This window comes from Streptomyces sp. NRRL F-6492 (genome assembly GCF_001280125.1).
Taxonomy (GTDB): Bacteria; Actinomycetota; Actinomycetes; order Streptomycetales; family Streptomycetaceae; genus Streptomyces.
The window spans coordinates 101,351-124,792 of sequence record NZ_LGEG01000222.1 but is presented as its reverse complement, the minus strand read 5'-3'; the positions used below and the strand labels follow the sequence as shown (position 1 = coordinate 124,792).

The 23,442-nt window shown below is 73.9% G+C and carries 26 protein-coding genes; 17 read left to right on the top strand and 9 right to left on the bottom strand.

Features of this window, described 5'->3' with window-relative positions; translation table 11 throughout:
• Window positions 1-12: 12 nt before the first annotated feature.
• The 3 genes from ADL08_RS20430 to ADL08_RS20420 form a co-directional block, all read right to left on the bottom strand.
• Entirely contained in the window at window positions 13-705 is a 693-nt protein-coding gene (locus ADL08_RS20430) for a GDSL-type esterase/lipase family protein (RefSeq protein WP_053645089.1), read from the bottom strand.
• 70 nt (window positions 706-775) lie between these two features.
• Complete coding sequence (locus ADL08_RS20425) at window positions 776-1,462, bottom strand: class I SAM-dependent methyltransferase (protein ID WP_053645016.1); 687 nt, start codon at window positions 1,460-1,462, stop codon at window positions 776-778.
• A 158-nt stretch (window positions 1,463-1,620) separates the two neighbouring features.
• Complete coding sequence (locus tag ADL08_RS20420; protein ID WP_053645087.1) at window positions 1,621-2,460, bottom strand: alpha/beta fold hydrolase; 840 nt, start codon at window positions 2,458-2,460, stop codon at window positions 1,621-1,623.
• Between the two features lie 69 nt (window positions 2,461-2,529).
• Between ADL08_RS20420 and ADL08_RS20415 the strand changes: the two genes are divergently transcribed.
• Window positions 2,530-3,537, top strand: coding sequence for a hypothetical protein (locus ADL08_RS20415; RefSeq protein WP_053645014.1), 1,008 nt, complete (start codon window positions 2,530-2,532; stop codon window positions 3,535-3,537).
• Here ADL08_RS20415 and ADL08_RS20410 read toward each other — a convergent pair.
• Complete coding sequence (locus tag ADL08_RS20410; RefSeq protein ID WP_053645012.1) at window positions 3,524-4,267, bottom strand: TetR/AcrR family transcriptional regulator; 744 nt, start codon at window positions 4,265-4,267, stop codon at window positions 3,524-3,526. The genes ADL08_RS20415 and ADL08_RS20410 overlap by 14 nt on opposite strands.
• 126 nt (window positions 4,268-4,393) lie before the next feature.
• Between ADL08_RS20410 and ADL08_RS20405 the strand changes: the two genes are divergently transcribed.
• Together ADL08_RS20405 and ADL08_RS20400 are read left to right on the top strand one after the other, a co-directional pair.
• Window positions 4,394-5,437 (top strand): ATP-binding cassette domain-containing protein, encoded by a 1,044-nt coding sequence (locus tag ADL08_RS20405; protein WP_053645085.1) that lies wholly within the window; start codon window positions 4,394-4,396, stop codon window positions 5,435-5,437.
• Window positions 5,434-6,243 (top strand): ABC transporter permease, encoded by an 810-nt coding sequence (locus ADL08_RS20400; RefSeq protein ID WP_053645010.1) that lies wholly within the window; start codon window positions 5,434-5,436, stop codon window positions 6,241-6,243. The genes ADL08_RS20405 and ADL08_RS20400 overlap by 4 nt, the downstream gene beginning before the upstream one ends.
• 99 nt (window positions 6,244-6,342) lie before the next feature.
• On the opposite strand, the gene serC is transcribed toward ADL08_RS20400, so the two are convergent.
• The gene (gene serC / locus ADL08_RS20395) at window positions 6,343-7,461 is read right to left on the bottom strand and encodes a phosphoserine transaminase (protein ID WP_053645008.1); all 1,119 of its coding nucleotides are present in this window, start codon (window positions 7,459-7,461) and stop codon (window positions 6,343-6,345) included.
• A gap of 51 nt (window positions 7,462-7,512) precedes the next feature.
• Between serC and ADL08_RS20390 the strand changes: the two genes are divergently transcribed.
• The gene (locus ADL08_RS20390) at window positions 7,513-10,323 is read left to right on the top strand and encodes an FAD-binding and (Fe-S)-binding domain-containing protein (RefSeq protein ID WP_053645006.1); all 2,811 of its coding nucleotides are present in this window, start codon (window positions 7,513-7,515) and stop codon (window positions 10,321-10,323) included.
• A gap of 22 nt (window positions 10,324-10,345) precedes the next feature.
• On the opposite strand, the gene ADL08_RS20385 is transcribed toward ADL08_RS20390, so the two are convergent.
• Complete coding sequence (locus tag ADL08_RS20385; RefSeq protein WP_234352205.1) at window positions 10,346-11,131, bottom strand: TetR/AcrR family transcriptional regulator C-terminal domain-containing protein; 786 nt, start codon at window positions 11,129-11,131, stop codon at window positions 10,346-10,348.
• A gap of 67 nt (window positions 11,132-11,198) precedes the next feature.
• On the opposite strand from ADL08_RS20385, the gene ADL08_RS20380 reads away from it, so the two are divergent.
• Window positions 11,199-12,443: a beta-ketoacyl-[acyl-carrier-protein] synthase family protein gene (locus ADL08_RS20380; protein WP_053645005.1), complete on the top strand. Its 1,245-nt coding sequence runs from the start codon at window positions 11,199-11,201 to the stop codon at window positions 12,441-12,443.
• Here the strand turns inward: ADL08_RS20380 and ADL08_RS20375 are convergent.
• Window positions 12,440-13,327 (bottom strand): LysR family transcriptional regulator, encoded by an 888-nt coding sequence (locus tag ADL08_RS20375; RefSeq protein ID WP_053645003.1) that lies wholly within the window; start codon window positions 13,325-13,327, stop codon window positions 12,440-12,442. The genes ADL08_RS20380 and ADL08_RS20375 overlap by 4 nt on opposite strands.
• 151 nt (window positions 13,328-13,478) lie before the next feature.
• Here ADL08_RS20375 and ADL08_RS20370 point away from each other — a divergent pair, with 151 nt between their 5' ends.
• From ADL08_RS20370 to ADL08_RS20345, 7 genes are all read left to right on the top strand, one after another.
• A complete protein-coding gene (locus tag ADL08_RS20370; protein WP_053645081.1) occupies window positions 13,479-14,381 on the top strand; it encodes an EamA family transporter in 903 nt (300 codons plus the stop codon).
• Window positions 14,382-14,546: 165 nt separating this feature from the next.
• Window positions 14,547-14,885: an SCO0607 family lipoprotein gene (locus ADL08_RS20365; RefSeq protein WP_053645001.1), complete on the top strand. Its 339-nt coding sequence runs from the start codon at window positions 14,547-14,549 to the stop codon at window positions 14,883-14,885.
• Window positions 14,886-15,024: 139 nt separating this feature from the next.
• The gene (locus ADL08_RS20360; RefSeq protein WP_053644999.1) at window positions 15,025-15,402 is read left to right on the top strand and encodes a VOC family protein; all 378 of its coding nucleotides are present in this window, start codon (window positions 15,025-15,027) and stop codon (window positions 15,400-15,402) included.
• A 51-nt stretch (window positions 15,403-15,453) separates the two neighbouring features.
• Window positions 15,454-15,990 (top strand): hypothetical protein, encoded by a 537-nt coding sequence (locus ADL08_RS20355; protein ID WP_053644997.1) that lies wholly within the window; start codon window positions 15,454-15,456, stop codon window positions 15,988-15,990.
• A 397-nt stretch (window positions 15,991-16,387) separates the two neighbouring features.
• Entirely contained in the window at window positions 16,388-16,849 is a 462-nt protein-coding gene (locus ADL08_RS20350) for a DUF6879 family protein (RefSeq protein ID WP_053644995.1), read from the top strand.
• Between the two features lie 235 nt (window positions 16,850-17,084).
• Entirely contained in the window at window positions 17,085-17,228 is a 144-nt protein-coding gene (locus ADL08_RS37255; protein WP_159043129.1) for a hypothetical protein, read from the top strand.
• Window positions 17,229-17,372: 144 nt separating this feature from the next.
• Entirely contained in the window at window positions 17,373-17,564 is a 192-nt protein-coding gene (locus ADL08_RS20345; RefSeq protein ID WP_078968444.1) for a DUF1272 domain-containing protein, read from the top strand.
• 700 nt (window positions 17,565-18,264) lie between these two features.
• Here the strand turns inward: ADL08_RS20345 and ADL08_RS37660 are convergent.
• Window positions 18,265-18,663 carry a hypothetical protein gene (locus ADL08_RS37660; protein ID WP_199837045.1) on the bottom strand — a complete coding sequence of 133 codons (399 nt, stop codon included), beginning with the start codon at window positions 18,661-18,663 and terminating at the stop codon, window positions 18,265-18,267.
• A 136-nt stretch (window positions 18,664-18,799) separates the two neighbouring features.
• Here ADL08_RS37660 and ADL08_RS20330 point away from each other — a divergent pair, with 136 nt between their 5' ends.
• On the top strand, window positions 18,800-19,333 hold the full coding sequence (locus ADL08_RS20330; protein ID WP_053644988.1) for an NUDIX hydrolase: 534 nt from the start codon (window positions 18,800-18,802) through the stop codon (window positions 19,331-19,333).
• Here ADL08_RS20330 and ADL08_RS20325 read toward each other — a convergent pair.
• Window positions 19,311-20,657: a hypothetical protein gene (locus ADL08_RS20325; protein WP_053644986.1), complete on the bottom strand. Its 1,347-nt coding sequence runs from the start codon at window positions 20,655-20,657 to the stop codon at window positions 19,311-19,313. The two genes, ADL08_RS20330 and ADL08_RS20325, sit on opposite strands and share 23 nt — an antisense overlap.
• Window positions 20,658-21,057: 400 nt before the next feature.
• Between ADL08_RS20325 and ADL08_RS20320 the strand changes: the two genes are divergently transcribed.
• From ADL08_RS20320 to ADL08_RS20310, 4 genes are all read left to right on the top strand, one after another.
• Window positions 21,058-21,303 carry a hypothetical protein gene (locus tag ADL08_RS20320; RefSeq protein ID WP_324610456.1) on the top strand — a complete coding sequence of 82 codons (246 nt, stop codon included), beginning with the start codon at window positions 21,058-21,060 and terminating at the stop codon, window positions 21,301-21,303.
• Complete coding sequence (locus ADL08_RS37250) at window positions 21,291-21,431, top strand: hypothetical protein (RefSeq protein ID WP_159043128.1); 141 nt, start codon at window positions 21,291-21,293, stop codon at window positions 21,429-21,431. Before ADL08_RS20320 ends, ADL08_RS37250 begins: the two co-directional genes overlap by 13 nt.
• A gap of 354 nt (window positions 21,432-21,785) precedes the next feature.
• Complete coding sequence (locus tag ADL08_RS20315; protein ID WP_053644984.1) at window positions 21,786-22,625, top strand: hypothetical protein; 840 nt, start codon at window positions 21,786-21,788, stop codon at window positions 22,623-22,625.
• Window positions 22,626-22,909: 284 nt separating this feature from the next.
• Window positions 22,910-23,332 (top strand): hypothetical protein, encoded by a 423-nt coding sequence (locus tag ADL08_RS20310; RefSeq protein WP_053644982.1) that lies wholly within the window; start codon window positions 22,910-22,912, stop codon window positions 23,330-23,332.
• Window positions 23,333-23,442 lie beyond the last annotated feature (110 nt).

The following is a 23,442-nucleotide window of genomic DNA, read 5'->3' as shown; positions in this document are numbered from 1 at the left end:
CCGGGGCCGGCGTCAGGGCCGGGCGGTGTACGGGCCGCCGAGGCCCCACGCCCGGTGCATCGCGTCCGCGAAGGCCGCCGCCAGTTTGTGTTCGCCGGTGGGGCCCGGGTGGGTGCCGTCGTAGGTGTCGGCGGGGAGGGCGTACGACGCCGGGACCGTCCCCAGGAGCAGCGGGGAGGCGGGGGTGTCCAGGTCGGCGACGGCCTTCGCGAGGAGGTCGTTGAAGCGGGCGCACTCGGCGGCGAAGGGGGCGTCGTAGGTGGCGCGGACGTTCGGGATGACCGGGAGGAGGACCGCCCGGACGCGCGGGTTCGCGGCGCGGGCGGCCCCGACGAAGGCCCGGACGTTCTCGTCCGTCTGGTCGCTGTTCGTGTAGAAGCCCAGGTCGATCAGGCCGAGGGAGACGAGGAGCACGTCCGCCCCGGCCGCCGCGACCGTCTCCCCGATCACCGGCGCCATGTGCAGCCAGCCCTCGCCCCAGCCGGCCAGGTGACGGCGGGCGGGGGCGGGGAAGTCCGGCGCCGCGTACGCCTCGCCGTCGTGGGGGCCGTCCGGGGCCGACGGGTCGTACAGGCCCGTGCGCGGGCCCACGATCTCGTACCCGCCCGGGAGGACGGTCTCCAGGTGCTGCCACATCCGGTAGCGCCAGGTCCAGTCGCCGGCGCGTCCGATGGTCATGCTGTCGCCGACGAACAGAAAACGCATGGTCACATCATCGCGGACCGTCTTCCGGGGCCCGCTGTGATCCGGAACACCCCCGGGGCCCGTCCGCGCGTCAGCGCAGGCGGCGGGCCCGCAGGACGACGTCGTGGGTGTGGTGGGCGCCCGCGCCGCCCTCGGGCGCCACACGGGGCCGTTCCTCGTCCGCCTCGATCCGCCAGTCGTCCCCGAGGAGCGCGGCGACCGTCGAGGGCCACACGTAGGCGGCGGGGTCGAAGGCGTCGTCCTGCCGCTCGGCGTGGTGCCCGTCCACGCCCGCGTGGTGCACGAGCAGGAGGACGCCGCCGGGCGCGACGGCGGCGAGCAGGGCGTGCTCGGCCGTCGACCCCGGCGTGCGGAGCAGCGCCGGGTACTGCGCGGAGACCAGGTCGAAGGAGGCGGGCGGGAGCGCCGCCTCGGTCAGCCCCGCGTGCACCCAGCGGACGCCGGCGCCGGCGTCCCGCGCGTGGGCGGCGGCCCGGGCGAGGGCCACCCCGGAGACCTCCAGGGCGGTGACGTCCCAGCCGGCGCGGGCGAGCCAGATGGCGTCCGCGCCCTCGCCGCAGCCGACGTCGAGCGCGCGTCCGGGGGAGAGGTCGGCGACCTCGGCGACGAGCGCCCCGTTCGGCCGCCCGCTCCAGAGCTGTTGGCGCTCGGAGTAGCGGGTGTCCCACTCGTCGCGCACGGCGGGGTCGCCGACGTAGCCGTCGGCGGCGGGGGCGTCGGCGGAGGGGTGCGCTTCTGCTGCGGTGTCGTCCGTCATGGCCCCACCGTCGTGCAGCGCCTGCGCGCCGGGCCAGTCCTGTTGCGGAAACGGCAAAGGAGCGGAGGCCGCGAAGGAGCGGAAACGGCGGAGGCGCGGAAACGGCGGAGGCGCGGAGGTGGACCCCGTACGGTTCCGAGGCGGGGTCGGCGAGGACCTCAGGCGGCGAGGAAGGCGTCCACCGCCCCCGCGAAGCCCTCCGCGTCGTCGTGCCACGGGAAGTGGCCCGCCCCGGGCAGGACGGTCAGTTCCGCCTTCGGGAACAGGGCCGCGTACGCGGCGGCCGTCGGCGGCGGGGTGTTCACGTCCCCCTCGCCCGCCACGACCAGGACCGGGCGGTCGAACCCCGCGAGCACCGCGCGCGTGGCGGGCGGGTCGAAGGCGCCCTCGTTCGTGCGGGCCCCCGCCTCGTCGTTCCGCCGCCGGCGGTCCTCGGCGTGCCGCTCCCGCGCGGCCCCGTCCCAGGTGCCGTGGAGGAACGGCGCGACCGCCTCGAACGTCTCCGCCGTGCCCCGCCCCGCCGTGACCTCCTCCAGGGCCGCGTACGCCGGGCCGAACCACGGCTCCCCGCTCCGCAGCCGCGCCGCCGCGAGCCGCTCCTCCGGGGGCGTGTCCAGCGCCACCGCCGCCGTGCCGGGGGTGACGAGCACCAGGCGGGCCACGCGCCCGGGGTGCCGGGCGGTGTACAGGGCGGCCAGGTTCGCGCCCGCCGAGTGCCCGAGCACGTCGACGGCGTCGAGGCCGAGGTGCGTCCGCAGCGCCTCCACGTCCGCCACCTGCCGGTCGCAGCGGTACGAGGCCGGGTCGTCCGGCACGGCGGAGTCGCCCGTGCCGCGCGGGTCGAGCAGGATCAGGCGGCGGTGGGCCGCGAGGCCGCCGAGGTCGCCCAGATAGGCGGAGTCCAGCATCGGGCCGCCGGGGAGGCAGAGCAGCGGGGCCCCGGATCCGGATGCGTGGTAAGCGAGTTCCGTGCCGTCGTGAGCGAGGAAGGTAGGCATGGACGCGACCCTGACAGCGTCCCCGATCATGGTCAACCGGGTTCCCGTCGCCCGTGGCAGGCTGGGGGCATGCGATCTGCTCTGTGCGCCCTCGGCGCGGCGGCCCTGGTGCTGCTCCCGGCCGGTCATGCCCGTGCCGAAGGGCAGGAGCCCGACCGGGACTTCACGATCCAGGACACCCGGATCACCGAGTCCAGCGGCCTCGCCGCGAGCCGCGCCCACCCCGGGATCTACTGGACGCACAACGACCAGGACGCGCCCCTGATCTACGGCGTCGACTCCCGTACGGGGAAGACGGTCGCGACCCTGACCATGCAGGGGGTCGGCACCCCCCGCGACATGGAGGCGATCTCCGTCGGCCCCGACGGGGACGTCTACGTGGGCGACGTCGGCGACAACCTCGACGGCTCCTGGGACCACGTCTGGATCTACCGCTTCCCCGAGCCGAAGGTCCTGAAGGACCAGAAGGTGGCGGCGAAGCAGTACGTCGTGAAGTACGCCGACGGGCCGCGCAACGCCGAGGCCCTGATGGTCCATCCGAAGACCGGCCGGGTGTACATCGCGAGCAAGAACGAGGACGGCGGCGGCCTGTACGCGGGGCCCGAGCGGCTCTCGTCGTCCGGGGCGAACGTCTTCCGGCGCGTGGGCGAGGTGCCGTGGGTGACCGACGGCGCCTTCTCCCCGGACGGCGGCCGGCTCGTCCTGCGCGGCTACTTCACCGCCCGGGAGTACGCGTGGAAGGACGGGCGCCCCGAAGGCGAGGGGGCGCCCGTGGGGGTTCCCTTCCAGGGGCAGGCGGAGTCCGTGACGTACACGGCGGACGGCTCGGCCCTCATGTTCGGCTCGGAGGGGAGGAGCAGCCGCGTCCTGCGCGTGGAGCCGCCGTCGGGCGGGCGGCCGGACGCGGAGACCCCGGGCGGCGGCACCGCGCCCCCCGGCGCCTCCGCGTCGCCGTCCGCGGCCCTGGGCGGAGGCGGGAGCGGGGGCGGGCAGGGGAACGCCACCGTCGGCTTCCTCGTGCTCGCCGGCGCCACGCTCCTGGTGGTGGCCGGGAAGCGGCTGGTCAGGCGCCGCTGATCCCCTTCCGTCGGTCCACCAGGGCCTCGAAGCCGTCCAGGAGCCGTTCGAGGCCGAAGGCGAAGTGGTCGGTCTCGCGGGCGAAGGTGTCGTCCGCGAGCGACGCCATCAGCGGGTAGTCGCCCGAGAGCATCGCCCGCTCCAGGTAGGGCCGCTGCGCGTCCCAGAACGCGTCGTCGCCGATGCCGGTCTCCCGCGCGGCCTCGGAGGCCTGGAGCTCCATGCGGGCGGTGCCCGCCGCGTACCCCTGTACGGTGATGATCACCGAGATGGTCTCGGGGTCGCTCAGGCCCATGCCGTGCGGCCCCTTGAGCCCCGAGAGGCACAGCTCCAGGCCGCGCAGGGCGCTCGGGCCGAGGACGGAGCGGGCCTGGTTGACCCGGAGCAGCCAGGGGTGGGCCCGGTAGAGGCCGAGGGTGGTGCGGGCGAGGGCCGTGACGGTGTCCCGCCAGGCGGTGGGGGCCGGCGGTTCGGCGGGCAGGGCCTCGCCCTGGACCCGGTCGAGCATCAGGTCGAGCAGCTCGGTCTTGCCGGGGACGTACCGGTAGAGCGACATCGTGCCCACCCCCAGCTCGCCCGCGACCCGCCGCATCGAGACGGCGTCGAGCCCTTCCGCGTCGGCGAGGGCGACGGCCGTCGTGACGATCCGGTCGACGGTGAGACCGGGTTTGGGGCCGCGGCTGGGGCGTTCGCCCGTGCCCCAGAGGAGGTCGAGGCTGCTCTTGGTCATGCGGCCACTTTAAAGCGCGCCGTTCTTGAACTGAGTACGGTGTACTCGTAATGGAGTACGGTGTACTCGATTCAGTGTTCCGCGATGCCGACCCGACCGGAGGCCCCCGTGCCCCAGCACGCCGTCATGCCCGAACGCGCCGACACGACCGCCCGCGTCCCCGAATACGCCGTCCTCGCCGAAGGCCTGCGCAAGGAGTACCGGGGCGGGGACGGCACCACCCACGCCCTCGACGGCTTCGACCTCGCCGTCCGCTCCGGCACCGTCCACGGCCTCCTCGGCCCCAACGGCGCCGGCAAGACCACCGCCGTCCGCATCCTCGCCACCCTCCTCCGGGCCGACGGCGGCCGCGCCGAGGTCGCCGGGACCGACGTCGCCCGCGACCCGCGCGCCGTCCGCGCCCGCATCGGGCTCGTCGGCCAGTACGCCGCCGTCGACGAGGGCCTCACCGGCCGCCAGAACCTGGAGGTCTTCGGCCGCCTCTTCCACCTCGGCGCCCGCCGCGCCCGCGACCGCGCCGCCGAACTCCTCGACCGCTTCTCCCTCACCGAGGCCGCCGACAAGGGCGCCGGCCAGTACAGCGGGGGCATGCGCCGCCGGCTCGACCTCGCCGCCTCGATGATCCTCGCCCCCGCCGTCCTCTTCCTCGACGAGCCGACCACCGGGCTCGACCCGCGCGCCCGCGGCGAGGTCTGGGACGCCGTCCGCACCCTCGTCGCCGGCGGCACGACCGTGCTGCTCACCACCCAGTACCTGGACGAGGCCGACCGGCTCGCCTCCCGGATCACCGTCGTGGACCGGGGCCGCGCCATCGCCGACGACAGTCCCGACGGCCTCAAGGACCTCGTCGGCGGCGACCGCGTCGAGGTCGTCGTCGCCGAGGCCGCCGACCTGCCCGCCGTCCGCGCGGTCCTCGCCCGGGTCGCGGACGCCGAACCCCGCACCGACGAGGCCGAGCGGCGCGTCCACGTCCCCGTCACCGACCGGGTCGCCGCCCTCACCGAGGTCGCGCGCACCCTCCAGGAGGAGCGGATCGCCGTCGAGGACCTGGCCCTGCGCCGCCCCGCCCTCGACGACGTCTTCCTCCGCCTGACCGGCCAGGAGGCCGACCGCCCCGGCCTCCGGGAGACCGCCCACGGGGAGAACGCCCGTCAGGAGGCCGCCGCGTGAGCACCCCCGTCACGGGCGGGCGCGCCTACTGGGCCGTCGCCGACTGCCTCACCCTCGTCCGCCGCACCCTGCTCAACTACCGCCGCAACCCCACCGCCATCCTCTGGCAGCTCGGCTTCCCCGTCGTCTCCGTGCTGCTCTACGGATTCGTCTTCGGCAGCGCGATGCGCGTGCCCGGCGACGGCGACTACCGCGAGTTCCTGATGCCCGGCATGTTCACCATGACCATGGCCTTCGGGCTCATGGGCACGGCCTCGGCCGTCGCCTCCGACAGCGGCAGGGGGGTCGTGGACCGCTTCCGGTCCATGCCGATGGCCCCCTCGGCCGTCGCCACCGGCCGCGCCCTGTCCGACCTCCTGATCGCCACCGCCGAACTCGCCCTCCTCGCCGTCACCGCCCTGGCCATCGGCTGGACCTCGGACGGCGGGCCCGGCGCCACGCTCCTCGGCTTCGCACTGCTCCTGCTGCTGCGCTTCAGCCTGATCTGGATGGGCGTGTGGTGCGGCCTCGTGGTCCCGAACACGGAGACGGCCGGCGCCCTCTACGTCGTCCTGTTCCCGGTCACGATGCTCTCCAGCGTGTACGTGGCGCCGTCCCTGATGCCGTCCTGGCTCGCGCCCGTCGCCGCCTGGAACCCGATCTCGTCCACCGTGTCGGCCACCCGCGAGCTCTTCGGCAACCCGGGCGCGGGCGGCGGCTCCTGGGTCGAGCAGCACGCCGTCCTGATGGCGGTCCTCTGGCCGCTCGCCCTCGTGGCGCTCTTCCTGCCCCTGGCGGTCCGCCGCTACCAGGCGCTGAGCCGTTGACGCACGGACGCACGGACGCACGGACGTACGGACGCACGGCGAAGGGCCCGGCACCGCGCGCGTGCGGTGCCGGGCCCTTCGCCGTGCGGAAAGGGGGGGTTACAGCTTCTCGATCACGTGGTCCACGCAGGCCGTCAGGGCCCGCACGTCCGCCGGGTCGACCGCCGGGAACATCGCGATCCGCAGCTGGTTGCGGCCCAGCTTGCGGTACGGCTCGGTGTCCACGATCCCGTTGGCGCGCAGCACCTTCGCGACCGCCGCCGCGTCGATCTCGTCCGCGAAGTCGATCGTGCCGATGACCTGCGAGCGCTTCGCCGCGTCCGTCACGAACGGGGAGGCGTACTTGGACTCCTCGGCCCAGGTGTACAGCGCGTCGGACGACTCCTTCGTCCGGGCCACGGCCCAGTCCAGACCGCCCTGGCCGTTGATCCACTTCAGCTGCTCGTTGAGCAGGAAGAGGGTCGAGAGCGCCGGGGTGTTGTACGTCTGGTTCTTCAGGGAGTTGTCGATCGCCGTCGGCAGCGAGAAGAACTCCGGGACGTGCCGGCCCGAGTCGTGGATCTTCCGCGCGCGCTCCAGGGCGGCGGGCGAGAAGGCCGCCAGCCACAGGCCGCCGTCGGCCGCGAAGGACTTCTGCGGGGCGAAGTAGTAGACGTCCGACTCGGTGATGTCGACGGGCAGGCCGCCCGCGCCGGAGGTCGCGTCGACCAGGACGAGCGCGCCCTCGTCGGCGCCCGCGACCCGCTCGATCGGGGCGGCGACACCGGTGGAGGTCTCGTTGTGGGTGTACGCGTAGACGTCGACGCCCGCCTCGGCCACCGGCTCCGGGTGGGTGCCCGGGTCGGAGGAGATCACGGACGGCTCGGCCAGCCAGGGAGCCAGCTTGGCGGCCTTCGCGAACTTGGAGGAGAACTCGCCGAAGGTGAGGTGCTGGGACTTGTTCTCGATCAGTCCGTGGGTCGCGACGTCCCAGAAGGCGGTGGAGCCGCCGTTGCCCAGGATCACCTCGTAGCCCTCGGGCAGCGAGAAGAGGTCACGGATGCCGGCACGCACCTCGCCGACCAGGTTCTTGACCGGAGCCTGGCGGTGGGACGTGCCGAGGAGGGAGGTGCCGGTGGCGGCCAGGGCGTCCAGCGCCTCCGTACGCACCTTGGAGGGGCCCGCGCCGAAACGGCCGTCGGCGGGCTTGATGTCAGCGGGAATCTGGATATCAGCCACGAGGCGGAGAGTATCGGGTCGGGAAGGGGCCGGTCGCCGGATGTCCGCCGGATGAGACGAAGGACGCGGGATCCTGGACTTGTGGGAAGACACCGGGAAGACGCGTCCGAGCTCGCCGCCGCCCTGCGTTCGGCCGTCGCGGGGGAGGTCGACTTCTCCGTCACGGCCAGGGCCCTGACCACCATGGACGCCTCCAACTACCGCCGCGTTCCGGCCGGTACGGTCGCCCCGCGCGACGCCGCCGACGTCGCGGCGGTCCTGGAGGTCTGCCGGGCGCACGGCACGCCCGTGGTCGCCCGGGGCGGCGGCACGTCCATCGGCGGACAGGCCACGGGCACGGGCGTCGTGCTCGACTTCACACGGCACATGGGCGGGATCGTCTCCCTGGACCCGGAGGAGCGGACGGCGGTCGTCCGGCCGGGGCTCGTCCTCGACCGGCTGCGGGCGGCGGCCCGCCCGTACGGGCTGACCTTCGGCCCCGATCCGTCCACGCACAGCCGCTGCACGCTCGGCGGGATGATCGGCAACAACGCGTGCGGGGCGCACTCGGTCGCGTGGGGCACCACGGCGGACAACGTGCGCTCGCTGGATGTGGTGACCTACCGGGGCGCGGAGTTGACGCTCGGGCGGGACGGGCGGGGCGCGCCGCCCGGACTGCGGGAGCTGGTGGAGGGAAACCTCGCCCTGCTGCGGACCGGCTACCCGCAGGGACTTCCGCGCCGGATCTCCGGCTACGCCCTCGACGCGCTGCTCCCGGAGCGGGGCGTGGACGTGGTCCGCTCCTTCTGCGGCGGCGAGGGCACGCTCGGGGTGGTCACGGAGGCGACCGTACGGCTCGTGCCGCTGCCCGCCGAGCCCGTGCTGGTGGTGCTCGGGTACGCGGACGAGGGCGCGGCGGCGGACGCGGCGCCGGGGCTGTTGGAGCACCGGCCGCTGACGGTGGAGGGGATGGCCCTCGACCTCGTGCCGGACGCCGTGGGACTGCCCCGGGGCGGGGCGTGGCTGTTCGTGGAGGTGGACGGCGAGGGGGCGGCCCGGCGGCTGGTCCGGGCGGCGGACGCGGTGGACGCGGCCGTCGTGCGGGACCCGGCCGGGCAGCGGGCGCTGTGGCGGATCCGGGAGGACGCGGCGGGGACGGCGACCCGGGCGCTCGGCGGGGGCGAGGCGTGGCCGGGGTGGGAGGACTGCGCGGTGCCGCCGGCGCGCCTGGGCGCGTACCTGCGCGCGTTCCGTGCCCTCCTTGCCGACTTCGGCCTCCGGGGCATCCCGTACGGGCACTTCGGGGACGGCTGCGTCCACGTCCGGATCGACTTCGACCTGTGGACGGGGAAGGGCGTACGGGACTTCCGCCGCTTCTCGGAGGCGGTGGCGGACCTGGTGGTCGCCCACGGCGGCTCGCTCTCCGGCGAGCACGGCGACGGGCGGGCGCGGGCCGAACTCCTGCCGAGGATGTACGGGGAGGAGCTGGTCGGGCTCTTCGGCGCGGTCAAGGACGTGTGGGACCCGGACGGGGGCCTGAACCCGGGGATGCTGGTCAGGCCGGGACGGCTGGACGAGGGACTGCGGTTCGAGGGGCTGCGGGCCGGGGGAGCGCCGGGGACGGGGCCTTCGCGGCCGGAGCTTCCGCTGGCGGCGGTGGGGCGGGCGGCGGCCCGGTGCGTGGGAGTGGCCAAGTGCCGGGTGGAGGGCCCGAGTTCGGGCCCCGGCGTGATGTGCCCCTCCTATCGGGCGACGGGCGAGGAGCGGCACTCGACGCGCGGACGGGCGCGGCTGCTGCACGAGATGGCGCTCGGCGAGGTCGTCACCGGCGGCTGGCGCTCGGAGGAGGTCCGCGAGGCCCTGGACCTGTGCCTGTCCTGCAAGGGCTGCCGCAGCGACTGCCCGGTGGGCGTCGACATGGCCGCGTACAAGGCGGAGTTCCTCGACCGGCACTACGCGGGCCCGCTCGGCCCGCTGCGCCGGCCGCGCTCGCACTGGACGATGGGGTGGCTGCCGCACTGGCTGGACGTGTTCGGGCGGGGGCTGAACGCGGCGATGCGGCTGCCGTTCGCGGCGCGGCTGGCGGGGGTGACACCGGAGCGGACGATGCCGAGGGTGGCGGAGGCGTCGTTCACCTCCTGGTTCGCGGAGCGCGCCTCGGACCGCCCGCCGGCCCTGACCCTCTGGCCCGACACCTTCACCGACCACCTGTCCCCGGAGGTCGGCCGGGCGGCGGTCCGGGTCCTGGAGGACGCGGGGCTGGGCGTGCGGCTGCCGGAGGGGCGGGTGTGCTGCGGGCTGACGTACGTGTCGACGGGGCAGTTGGGGGCGGCGAGGAGGGTGATGCGCAGGACGCTGGACGTCCTCGGCCCGCCCGGCGACGGCCTTCCCGTCGTGGTCCTCGAACCCTCCTGCGCGGCGGCCCTGCGCACCGACCTGCCCGAGCTGCTGCCGGACGACCCCCGGGCCGCCCGCCTCGCCGCCTCCGTCCGCACCTTCGCCGAGGCCCTGGAGGAGCTGGCCCCCGACTGGGACCCGCCCCGCCTCGACCGCCCGGTCACCGGCCAGACCCACTGCCACCAGCACGCCGTCCTGGGCGACGCGGCCGACCGGCGGCTGCGCGCCCGCGCGGGCCTCACCGGCGACCTGGCGGGCGGCTGCTGCGGCCTCGCGGGCAACTTCGGCTTCGAACCGGGCCACTACGAGGTCTCGGTCGCCTGCGCCGAGGACCAGCTCCTCCCGGCCCTGCGGGACGCGCCCCCGGACGCCGCCGTCCTGGCGGACGGCTTCTCGTGCCGCACGCAGATCGGGGACCTGACGGGCGGGCGGGGGCGGCACGTGGCGGAGCTGCTGGCGGAGGGCGTCGAGGAGGGCGGTTCCTGACGCCGGTTCCTGACGCCCGCCCCTAACCGCCCTCGGGTCCGTCGTGGACGGTCAGCGCTCCGGCGAGGTCGAGGTCGGCGACGGTGCCGTGCGCCCCGGCGCGGACGAGCAGCACCGCGCCGAGCGCGGTGCTCCAGAACGTCCTGGCCTCCACGTCGAGCGGCCGGCGGACCCGCCAGCCGCGGCCTGCGACGAGCCGGCCCACGAAGCGCTCGGACTGCCGGAACAGCAGCTGGAGGTGCTGGTCGACCACGGGCGCCAGTTCGGGCCTGGAGATCCCGGCGGCGAGTGCCCGCGCGACCGCGGGGAGGGAGGGCATGGCCAGTACGGCGCGGGCGATGTTGCGCCGGAACGCCGCCGCGTCGGGGGCCTGGCGGCCGATGCGCTCGATCCGCCGGGCGTCGTGCAGCAGGCCGAGGAAGGCGGCGTGCACGAGCAGCGAGTCCTTGGAGCCGAAGTGGTAGGTGACCTGGTTGGGGAAGACGCCCGCCGCGTCCGCGATCTCCGCGACGCTCGGCTCGGCGCCGGAACGCTCCTCGCAGAGCCGCGCGGTCGCCTCGATCAGCCGGCGCTTCGTCGCGCGGCCCCGGTCGCGCGTCCGGGCCGGAGGAGTCGACGGGGCGGGCGTCGACGGGGCGGGCGCCGACCGGTCCGGCGTCGACCGTTCCGCCGCCGGTCGGTCCGGCGTCGACTGTTCCGCCGCCGACCGGTCCGGCGCCGACTGTTCCGCCGCCGACCGGTCCGGCGTCGACTGTTCCGCCGTCGGCCGTTCCGCCGTCGACCGGGCTTCGGTTCGCTTCTTCTCCACCCGCGAATTGTATGTGATACAACAAAGCCTCATTCGCTTGTATCGCATACAAGAAAGGTGGAAGGGCATGCACCGGACCGAAGTCGTCGTGACCGGACTCGGCGCGATCACGCCGCTCGGCGGGGACGTGGGGACCACCTGGAGCGCCCTGCTCGCCGGCGAGTCCGGCATCCGCGGCGGCGTCCTGCCCGGCCACGAGGACGCCGGCCTCGCCGGCACCGTCGCGGGGACGATGGCGGCCGACCCCGCCGCGTCCCTGCCCCCGGCACGGGCCAGGCGGCTCGACCGCTCGCAGCAGGCGGCCCTCACCGCGGCGGCCGAGGCCTGGGCCGACGCCGGCGCCCCACGGGTGGATCCGGACCGGCTCGCGTCGGCGATCGGCACGGGCATCGGGGGCGTACGGACCCTGCTGAGGGAGGACGACGTCCTGGAGACGGCCGGAACGCGGCGCGTCTCGCCGCGCACGGTCCCGATGCTCATGCCCAACGCGGCGGCGGCGCTGATCAGCATCGAATACGGCGCGCGGGCCGGGGTCTACACGCCCGTCTCGGCGTGCTCCTCCGGTGCCGAGGCGATCGCCCTGGGGGCCCGGCTCATCCGCGCCGGCGAGGCGGACGTGGTCATCGCGGGCGGGACCGAGGCCGCGATCACCCCGATCACCGTCGCGGGCTTCGTCCAGGCGCAGGCGCTGTCGCGGCACACCGGCGACCCCGCATCGGCCTCCCGGCCGTTCGCCGCGGACCGCGGCGGATTCGTCCTCGGCGAGGGCGCGGCCGTCGTGGTGCTCGAAAGCGCCGAACACGCCGAGGCCCGGGGCGCGCGCGTCCACGCGGTGCTCGCGGGCGCCGGCATCGCCGCCGACGCCCACCACATCACGGCGCCCGCTCCCGACGGCTCCGGCCAGATCTCGGCCATGCGGAAGGCCCTCGCGCAGGCCGGCCTGGAGCCCGGACGGATCAGCCACGTCAACGCCCACGCCACCGGCACCCCGGTCGGCGACGTCGCCGAGGCGCGCGCGATCGGGGAGGTCTTCGGCCGCGCCACCGTGACGGCCCCCAAGGCCGCCCTCGGCCACCTCTTCGGCGCCGCCGGCGCGATCGAGGCCCTCATCGCCGTCCTCAGCGTCGAGCACGGCGTCATCCCGCCGACCCGCAACCTCACCGCGGCCGGCGTCGACCCCGACATCGACCTCGACGTCGTCGCGGAGCGACGGGACGCCCCGCAGGAGGCCGTGCTCAGCAACTCCTTCGGCTTCGGCGGGCAGAACGTCTCGCTCGTCGTCACCCGCGCCGGTGACACGGACACCCCCTAGCGGATGTCCGGCCCCTCGCGGCCGGTGATCTCGCGGCCGGCGATCTCGCGGGCCAGGGCCGCCAGCGCCGCCGTCGCCGGGTGCGGGAAGGCGTCGCGCCAGGCCAGGACGACCGGGAGCGGGGGCGCGTCCGGCAGGGGGCGGTAGACGACGCCGGGGTACGGGTGGAGGGCGGCCGTGGAGGCGGAGGAGACGCCGACGCCCCGGCCGGCGGCGATGGCGGTGAGCCAGTCGTCGGTGTTGGCGACGGTCAGCGTGGCCGCCGGGCGGGCGGCGGCGGGCCAGAGGGTGAGGGTGGTCGTGCCGGAGACGGTGTTGAGGACGACCGTCTCGCCCGCCAGGTCGCCGAGCGCGAGCCGGGACCGGCCGGCGAGCGGGTGGTCAGCGGGCAGCGCGGCCACCCGGGGCTCCGTGGCCAGCTCCTCGGTGACCAGGCCGGGGGCGTCCACCGGGCCCCGGAGCAGGGCGGCGTCGACCTCGCCCCGGACGAGACCGGCGGTGCGGTCGTCGACGCGGAGGAGTTCGAGCGGGGTGCCGGGGTGCTCCCGCTGCCAGCGCCGGAGCAGGGGAGTGGTGTACGGGCCGAACGCCGACCAGGCGTGCCCGAGGCGCAGGGGGCGGCGGCGGAGCCCGGCCGGGTCGACGGCCGCGTCGAAGGCGGCGAGGGCGACGGCGGCCCGGTCCCGGAAGGCGAGGCCCTCGGCGGTGAGGGCGAGGTGGTGGGTGGAGCGGTCGACGAGCCGGATGCCGAGGTGCCGCTCCAGGGCGGCGAGCGTGCGGGAGACGGCGGGCTGCGTGAGGTGGAGCCGGGCGGCCGCCCCGGTCAGGCTGGATTCCTCGGCGATGGCGAGGAAGCAGCGGAGGTGGCGCAGCTCGATGCTCATGCGTGCGGAGCATAACCGCAGCGCAAGAGGCATTTCCGCTGCCGCGCGGGGGCCCGTACGGTGAGGTGGTGCCGTACCGGGGTCCGGTGCGGCGCACCGTGATGAGCGTGACGTCGATGTGGAGGAGCCGGTGGACAGTCCGGTCAGGGACGTGACCCCGGTCGCGCCGGTCGCCGCGGAACCCCGGGGGGTTCCCGTACGGGACGGGGGCGCGGGCCGCGGGCTCGGCCCGGTCGCGCTGGTCGTCACGAGCGGGCTCTCCGTGCAGTTCGGGGCCGCCGTCGCCGTCCTCCTCATGCCGCGCGCCGGGGCCCTCGGGGTGGTCACCCTGCGGCTGGTGCTCGCGGCGGTCGTGCTGCTCGTGGTCTGCCGGCCCCGGGTCCGCGGCTACGGCCGCGCCGACTGGGGCACGATCGTCGCCTTCGGCACCGCCATGGCGGGGATGAACGTCCTCATCTACCAGTCGTCGAGCCGGATCCCGCTGGGCGCCGCCGTGACCCTGGAGGTCCTCGGCCCGCTGATCCTCTCCGTGGTCGCCTCGCGCCGCTGGACGAACCTGCTGTGGGCCGGACTCGCGCTCGTCGGCGTCGTCCTGCTCGGCGGGGGCGGCTTCGACCGCCTGGACCCGCTGGGCGCCGCGTTCGCGCTCGGGGCGGGCGGCATGTGGGCCGCGTACATCGTCTTCGGCGCCCGCACCGGCCGCCGCTTCCCGCAGGCCGACGGGCTCGCGCTCGCCATGGCCTTCGGCGCCCTCCTCAGCCTGCCGCTCGGCCTCGCGGAGGCGGGCGACCGGCTCCTCGTACCGTCGACGCTCGCGCTGGGCCTCGCGGTCGCCCTGATGTCGTCGGTCCTGCCGTACACCCTGGAACTCCTCGCGCTGCGCCGCATTCCCGCGCCCACCTTCGCGATCCTGATGAGCCTGGAACCGGCCATCGCGGCCCTGGCCGGCTTCCTCGTCCTCAGCCAGGCCCTGTCCGCCGCCGACGCCCTCGCCATCGCGCTCGTGATCGCGGCGAGCATCGGCGCGGTCCGCGCGACCCGCCCGAAGAGATGAGGGCCGCGCCGGGAAGGGGCACTCCTCCCGCCTTCCGGCCGACTGTGGCCGGTATCGGCTCTGTTGAGTAGGGATTCGGCGCCCGTGTGAGTACCGGTACTCACGCTCCGGCGATCTCCGGGAACGAGAGTGGGGATCAGACCGGACGACCGACAGGAGACTCCCGTGACCACCCCCCTGACCGGCAGGACCCCCTCCCTCCGCCGCCGGATCCGCGCCTCCGCGGCCGCCGCGCTCACGGGAGCGGCCGCGGTCCTGGCCCTCACCGGCTGCTCCGGCCTCTCCTTCCAGGACGACATCTGCGCCGGGGGCGAGTACCCCGTCATGACCGTCGGCGGGACCGGCTCCGCCTGCGTCAAGGACGGCGAGAAGGTCCCGGAGGGCTACACGCGCCACCCCGAGGGCAAGGTGCCGCAGAAGGTCGACGACGAGTGGGACGTGTACTGGCGCACCCACACCGTCGACAAGGACGGCAACATCGTCGACGCGCCCGAGGCGGGCTGACCGGGCCGGGTGCGGCGGGGGGCCGCCCAGGACCGCAGGACCGCAGGACCGCCGGGCCGTGGGGCGACCGGGCGGCGGGATGGCCGGGCCGTGGGGCGGCCGGGCGGCCGGGCGGCCGGGTGACCCCTAGACTCCCCGCGTGATCGCCGACCTCCAGTGCCTCGTCCTCGACTGTCCCGAGCCCCGCGCGCTCGCGGAGTTCTACCGGGCGCTGCTCGGCGGGGAGGTCGACCGGCCGGACCGGCGCTGGTCCCTCGACGAGGACTGGTCCACCCTGCACACCCCCGGCGGGCTCGTCCTCTGCTTCCAGCGCGTCCCCGACCACCGCCCGCCGACGTGGCCGGACCCCGAGCGCCCCCAGCAGTCCCACCTCGACCTCGGCGTCCCCGACCTCGACACCGCCCAGGAACAGCTCCTCGCCCTGGGCGCGACCCTCCTGGACGCGGGGGAGGGAACGCGGAGCTGGCGGGTGTACGGGGATCCCGCCGGGCATCCGTTCTGCCTGGTCCGGCACTGAGTCCGGCGCTCGACGGCTCCGGGGCGCGGGGACGGGACCTAGACTCCGGCGATGATCGAAATCCTCGACGACCTCGACGTACTGCTCCAGCCGTACATCGACCTCACGACCGTCGGGATGGGAGGCACGGCCCTGGGGGCACCGGCCACCGACGTCCCGCGCCGGAGCATCGTCCAGGCCCAGTCCTCCCTGGTCGCCCGGTACCGCGGGGGGACCGCCACCGAAAGCGAGTACTTCGACGCCGAGGGGCGGCGGCTGACCCTCGACGAGGTCGTCGACCACACCGTCCGCTCGGACGGATTCCTGTACCGCGCCGACAGTCTGACCTACAAGGTGCGCGGCGGGACGGTCGTGGGCTTCGCCCTCCACGGCCCGCACCTGTCCCACTTCGCCCACCTGACCTCGTACGAGGAACTCCTGGCCGCGTTCGGCAGACCCGACCGGGTGCGGGAGAACAAGGCGTACGGCGAGCTCATGAGCCACAGCGCCTACTACCGGGGCTCGCGGAAACACGTGCAGTGGGACGCCTGGGACCACCGGGTGAGCCTGATCGACATGGGCGAATTCGAGGGAAGCACCGGCCCGTGACCGCGGTGCGGTGGGCTCCCCGGAACCCGGGGCGGCGGACACCCGCACGGCACCCGGCCGTACGGGGCGCCCTCTGCCCGCGTGGGGTCACGCGCCCCGGTCGAGCTCTCCGGGCACGGGCACGGGCCCGGGGACCACGTCCACGGCGTGGCTCGGGCAGGCGTACAGGATGACGTCGGGCCGCTCGCGCGGAGGTGGCACCCGACTTCCACGGGCACGTCCGTCCACCGTCCGCAGCGGCAGCACGGAGCGCCGGAGGGGGCCAGTCCACGCCGAGGACGGCGAGGACGGCGGCCCGTCGCCGCTCGCAGATCACGTCGAGTTCACCCGTGCCGCCGACGCGACAGTACGGGCGGGTGAGCGAGACGCCTGATGCCGATGGCCCGGGAGGCGTGTGATGCCGTCGAGTGCGCCCGACTTCGCCGAGTCGCTCGGCCGCTGCGAGCGGCCCGCCGTCCACCTGGAGCTGCGCGACGCGTACGCGCCGACCGACCGCTTCGAGGCGTGGCGGCGCGGTGGACGCATCGACTGGGACGACCGGACGTCCTGGTGGCACCCGTACGACCAGCTGGTCGCGGACACCGTGGCCCGGGGGGTCTCGACCCGTCGGGCCCGGATCGTCTCCGAGCCGCTGAGCGACTACGTCCGGTACGAGTACGACGGCACGTTCACGAACGTCGCGGCGGGGGAGGACGTCCAGCGGCTGCCACGGTCGCGCGCCCGTGACCTGCCGTTTCCCGCACCGGACGGCTGGGTCGTGGACGAGCGGACCGTGATCCCGCACCACTTCGACGGCGAGGGACGGTGGACCGGCCCGCGCATGGAGGTCCTGCGCGACCCTGAACCGGCCGCGCGGTAGGTCACGGCGTACGAGGCGGCATGGGAGCGCGCGGTCCCGCACGCGGAGTACCGGCCGGGCTGACGAAGGCTCCCCGTGGCCGGACGGCCGGGAGGCCCTTTCGTTCATTCCGCAGACCGGTGTCGATATCGCCAATTCACCATGCCCGCTTATCCGTAACGTCGAATTGACAGACCCTCTTTTATACAGATGCGGCTCATGACGGATAGGGGTGACGGGGTGCTTCACTGATGACATGAAGGCGAAGGCAGAGACCCGCCCCGCGTTCGAACTCCGTTTCGGTGGGCTGCACTTGACCGTCCAGCGCATACCGGGATGGTTCGTCGCCCTGCTCACCACCGCCACCGGGGCGGCGGGGACGTGGTGGGCGCAGCGGTAGGGGGTCCGTCCCGCCCCGGTCTTCGTTCCACCTCGTCGGACATCGGCCCGATCTCGTCGAATCCTGGCCGCCGCACTGTTGAGGAGGCCGGGACGGGCAAAGAGCATGGGGTGGTCGCAACCGTACGAGGGAGGGGAGCCGGTCATGGCTTTGGAGATGCGCAACCGGTGCGAGCGCTGCGAGACGGTGGTCCTGGCGGCGGACGGGCCCGCGCGGATCTGTTCGTACGAGTGCAGCTTCTGCGTGGGGTGCGCCGACGCCCTGGGGAGCATCTGTCCCAACTGCGGGGGCGAGCTCGTCCCGCGGCCGCGCCGCTTCGCCGCCGTGAGCGGGTGAGGCCGCCGGCCGGGAGGACGTTCCGAAAAACCCGGTGGGGCGGTGCGCATGCCCCGCGACTTCCCGGGCACACGGAGGGGGAGCGCGTGGGACCGCTCCAGAACGCCGGGCCCGTGGTTCCCCCCGTACCGCGGGCCCGGTGAGGCACAGAGCGCGGCCCGTACACCTGGCGGAGGTGCGGGCCGCGTGTCCCTCGCTCACGGCACCGGTTCACGGTACGGGTTCCGTGAGGGGGGTTTCCGTGTCGTCCCCGCCGCACCGCGCGCGTGGCGCCCCGCCCCGGCCCCCGGCCGACCCATGACCGCGCCCATGAACCTGAACGCCCGCAACGCCGCAGACGAGGCCGTCATCCGGGTCGTGGGAGCGGCCGCCAACAACCTCGGGAACGTCACCGTCGCCGCCGAGGCGCAGCGCCTCGTGAACGACTCGTACCCCTCCTTCGTGCGGAACATGCTCCCGCACATGCCGGCGCCCGAGGTGCGGTCGACGAGCGGGCTCACCTTCACCGCCGTCATCGACCAGCGCCGCTTCACCGGGAACGCCCGGTCCACCGTGGCCACCGCCTCCGACATCGCCCCGCTGCTCCGGCTCGTGTTCTCCCGGATCGGCGGGTACTCCTTCGACGACCCCTCGGGCGGATCCCCTGCCCTGCGGGCACATCGCCGCCCCGGTCGGTCCACGCCTGGGCCACCGGGCCGACTCAGTCGCCGGAGAAACCCCAGAAGTGGATTTCCCGCGGCTCCCCTTGGTCGTCGTGGAGCACGGCGCACCGCCCGTACCAACGCCAGTGTTCGAACTCCCCGAACCTCGGCACATGCGCCCGGGTGAGCTTCCGCGTGCCCAGGACACGCAGCGCCTCTTCTTCGGTCACCTGCTTCATCGTGGAGTAATCCGGCTCCTCGTCCGGCCCGACGATCTGGAAGATGTCGAGGATCGAGTGAGTCCCGTCGTGCTGCACGAGCTCGTGCTCCCAGAGTTCCTCCTCGGTCTCGGGCCACGGCAGCCGCTCTTCCTCCGGCCGCCAGTCACCTCCCGGACCCCAGTGGTACTCCCTCTCCACACAGCTCTTCCGGAACGGCCGGACGCTAACAGCGGCCACTGACAGAACCTGGGCCAAGAGAGCTGGGGAAGCAGAAGCGCCAGTATTCGTCAGCCTGACACAAAATCTGGCTGAACCTAGCGGAATCTAGAGGTGGTTCTGCGATGCTGGAGGCCGATCGAGAGGGGCCGCAGCGATGCAGTGGAAGATCCACGGGGAACGTCCGATCTACGAGAACGCCTGGGTGAACGTGTGGCTCACGGACATCGAGACCCCGGACGGGAACCGCTGGGAGCACCACGTCGTCAAGCTTCGGCACCTGGCCGTGGCAGCCGTGGTCAACGAGCGGCGTGAGGTTCTGATGATGTGGCGGCACCGCTTCATCACGGACGCCTGGGCTTGGGAGCTGCCGATGGGCCTGGTCGAGGTGGGCGAGACTCCCGCCGAAGCGGCCGCGCGTGAGGTGCTGGAGGAGACCGGTTGGCGGCCCGGTCCGGTCAAGCCGTTGATCTACGCCGAGCCGGCGAACGGCATCACCGACTCCCAGCACCACGTCTTCCGGGCCGACGGGGCTACGTACGAGGGACCGCCGACCGAGAAGAACGAGTCGGACCGGGTCGAGTGGATTCCGCTGGCCGACGTGCGGGGCATGATCGACCGGCGCGAGATCGTCAGCAGCGGCTCCCTCGTCGGGCTCCTCTACGTGCTCATGGACGAGGCGATCCGCTGACCTGGCGGGGCAGCGCTTCCCGGAGCCGGGACTCGAACGCCAGCGCGGCGGGTTCCCGGCGGAAGGGCTCCAACTGCTCGTAGAACTCGCGGAGGTGGCCGGCGACTCGTTGCGAGCTGACTGCCGCCGCCGGGACCAGGGCATTCACGGCCGTGTGGCACGCCTCGTCGAGTTTGCCGCGCTGGAGCTGGGTGCGGGCGAGCCAGAAGGCGTGGAAGGCGCGGCCCCGGTGGTTCGTCGCGTGTTCTCGGCACAGGGCGTCCGCGATCAGGGGTTCGGCGAGGACGGCTTCGCCCAGGCGGCCGTGTGCGATGCCGGTGTCCACGACCAACTTCGTCTCGTCGAAGTACGCCACCCACGCTGGGTCCGGGTCGTCAGCGCCGATCCGTCCGAAGTGGGTGTGGGCCTCCGAGATCGCGGTGTGGGTGGCACCGCGGTTCCCGAGGGTGGCGTGGGCGAAGGCTTCGCGCATCGCGAGCATGGCCAGGACGCGCGGCGTCGTCCCCATGGCGGCCCGGGCCTGGTCCTGAGCCGCCGCCACGAGGGCGAGGGCGTCCCCGGGCTTGTCCTGGTAGGTGGCCTGGAGACTCATGCAGGCGAGCACATTGGCCATGAACTGGTGGTCGTCGACCGCCTTGGCCAAGCCGAGGGCCTCGGTGAAGTAGGCCCGTGCCTGGTGGTACTGGCGGGCGTCGAAGTACGTCCATCCGGTGAGCCGGGCCAGCTCCGCGGCGATGCCGTGCAGGCTGTCCCGCATGGGTGAGGAGCGTTCCTCCTTGAGGAGGCCGACGACATAACGGAGCTGTCCGACGACCGCCGGCTGTAAGGTCTCGCCGCCGTGCTCGTCGTCCCGGCGCCAGTAGTCTGCGATCGACGAGTGCAGCGCGTTCAGCGTCGACGGGCTGAGGTGCCGTTCGGCTGCCAGGGCGAGGACGCTGTCCACGTCCGTTCCCGGCAGACCCGCGGCCAAGTGCGTGTCAGTGGAGGATGCTGCTTCGGTGGGCTCGCGCGGCACGACAGTCAGGTTCTGCGGTGTCTCCCACGTGCGCCGGGCCAGGCCGAGCATGTGTCCGGGGATGCGCAGGCCGTCCGAGATGCGCTCGACCACGTCCATGTGCAGCAGCTGTCGGCGGCCGTCGATCACCTCGCCGACACGGCTGGGGGTCAGGTCACAGCACCGTGCGATCATCGACGGATAAATGCCTGCCCGCGTCTTGACCAGCTGAAAGACGCGGCCGAAATCCCTGACTCGGCATGCCTCGATCATCACTGGATCCGTGAGCAGGCTGACGGGGAGTTCCTTCGAGCGAGAAGGCTCGGGCATCGGCACGCTCCGGCATGAGGACTACGGATCGCTGCTCTTTGTCAACCGTGTGTGATGTTACCCAAGTTGGGTAACCCGCTTGGCCTTTCTGGGCCACTGCCCGGATCGCGATGCTCCTGTTCATGGCGAACGGACAGGACGACGTACGGATGACGCTGCGGGTCTCGCGCGACTCCGGCCGAACGTGGGGCCTTCTCACAGAGGTGCGGGTGGGCGACGATCCGGTGCTCCCGGACAACCCCGGCCGCTTTCCGCCGTGTGCCTGTCGCCGATGCGCGGAGCGGAACTCCGCCGAATCCCTCTGGGCGGTGTCGTGATGCGGTGCGTTCACTGGCGTCGGGTGTCCCCGGACCTGCTGCGAGAAGCCCGGGAGAAGCCGGCCGTTGATCACGTCGACAGGGTGGTTCAGTGCCAACTGTCCGCGCACGAGGACGGTGACCACTTCGGTCTCCTCAGCGACACCGGCTCGTACGGGACCGCGCTGTGGCTCCGCTGGCACGGGACGGACGAGGCGGAACTTGTCGTTCTGCCGGACTGCCCGGTGGCCGCCCCGGGGCCTGACGGTGAGGGCTGCTGTCTGTTCGCCGGCCACGCCAAGCAGCACACCTGGGAAGACGCCCTGGAGGAGGTCTCGTGCACCAGCTGATCGCGAGCCCGTACAACGGAACGTTCCTGATCGCCCGCCCCGGCTCCGGGGGAGGCATGCGCATTCCCCGGATGCCGTACGAAGAGCCGGCCTCGATCGCCGAGAGCAGCAGCCCTCTGCCGACCTGACTCCTCGACCACGCCCGCACGGCCTGGAACGTGGACCTGGCAGGCATGGTGATGCGGGACGCCGTCCTCGTACGCTCCGGCTCCGGCTCCGGCCTCGGCTACGGCAGGGCACCGTTGTCACGGTGGAGATCGGCCCCCGGCCGCCGGTCCTGGAGGAGCCCGAGGGAGTGATCCTCCCGGACGACCTGGAGGTGCTGTCCGAAGGGGCCGTCCCGGGCTGCGACGACGACAATCCGTACCGGTGGACGACCGGCCGCACAGAACCGCGGGGGCTTCCGGATGTCCTTCCGTCCGGAAGCCCCGCACCACTGCACGCCCACACCCGCACCCGCCCCCGTGGAGGAGCGAAGCCCCATGGCGGCCATCCGCATCGGCCTCGACCGACTGCCGCCCGCCGCTCGCGCCGCCGTCGAAGAGCGCACTGGCCACCTCCTCGCGGTCGAGGAGGCCGCCGAGGGCTTCAACAGCGAGATCGCGGCCCGCGTCACCTCCGCCACGGGTGCCTGGCACATCAAGGGGCTGCGCACCGATCACCTCCGCGCCCGGACCCAGCGCCGGGAGGCCGCCGTCGCCCCCTTCCTCACCGGCCTGGGCCCCGCCCTCCGCCGGCACGTCGAGGCCGCCGGCTGGGACCTCCTGGGCTTCGAAGTCCTCGGCGGCCACCGCGCCGACTGCGCCCCCGGCTCTCCCGACCTCCCCGAAGTCGCCTCCCTCCTGCGCCGCCTCGGCGAGACCTCCTGCCCCGGCATCGAGCTGCGCCACGCCGGACAGCGCTTGGAGCACTACGCCGCCCACCGCGACGACCTCCGCCTCTTCGCCGGGGCCCACCTGCTCCACACCGACCTGAACAACCCCGACGTCCTCGTCGACGATCACGCTCCCCAGGGCGATCGGGCCCGCCTGGTCGACTGGGCCCGCCTGGTCGACTGGGCCCGGGCGACTCGTGGAGCGGCCTGGCTCGACGCCGGCTACCGGGTCGTCCGGCTCATCGCCGCCGGTCACGCCCCCGCGTCCGTCGAGCACTGGGCCGCCGAATTCCCCTCCTGGCACACCGCCTCCACCGAGGGCGTCACCGCCTTCGCCGCCGCCAACGCCGACGTCCGGTCCGAGGTCAGCAACGACGACCCCGACCCGTGGACCCTGCGCCTCGTGACTGCCGCCACCATCTGGCACGCACATCGCGGGACGGGTTGAGCCGAACCCTCCACTCGGGTGGGCCGACCGCTCCGGCCAAGGCTGGTGGAACGGTAATCCGCAGTGACCGGTATGGCGATCTCGTCCGTGGTGGAGGAGGCCCGACAGCGGCGCCGGACGTGTTGGAGCCGGTGGGGCCGCCGGCGCTGGTGGGGGCTGCCGGCAGTGGCGGTCACCACCACCACCGAGCAGGGCGCACCGGCGTGCCCTCCGCGCGGACCGTGGCCGGCGCCCCGAGGGGGTCTATGCACTCGGTGTATACGCCGTGCGTATAGTCGGGTGCCATGGCAACGCCCGCATCCACTCCCGCCGTCCCCCGCCTGTTCAAAGCGCTGATCGTCTCGTCGGTCGGGGTCGCGGCGTCCCATCTGGTCCTGTCCGACGCCCTCTACCTGTCGCTCGCCGCCCAGGCCTCCGCGAGCCTCGGGGCCGGGGGCGGGTACTCCTCCGACCAGGCGTTCACCTCGGCGCTCATGAACACGTTCCTGCTCATGTCGCTGGTGCTGTGGCTCGGCATGCGGATCGCGGGGGAGCGGAGGGTCGGCCCGATGGTGCTGGTGGGGACCGTGGGGTGGGTCGTCGCCGTCGGGAACGGCATCGGCTCCATCGACGACCGGCCCGGCGCGATCCTCCCCCCGGGGTCCCTCTTCCTCGTCGTCGGCGCCACCGCGCTCGCCTCGCTGGTGCGGCGGTCCCGGGTGCGGTGACACCCCCGCCTCCTCCCCGAGTTCTTTCCGAAACCAAAGCAAGCACGCTTGCTTGTTTCTGGTGTCGCTGCCATGCTCCTCCGCGAAGGCCCGTGACCGGGACCGCCCGT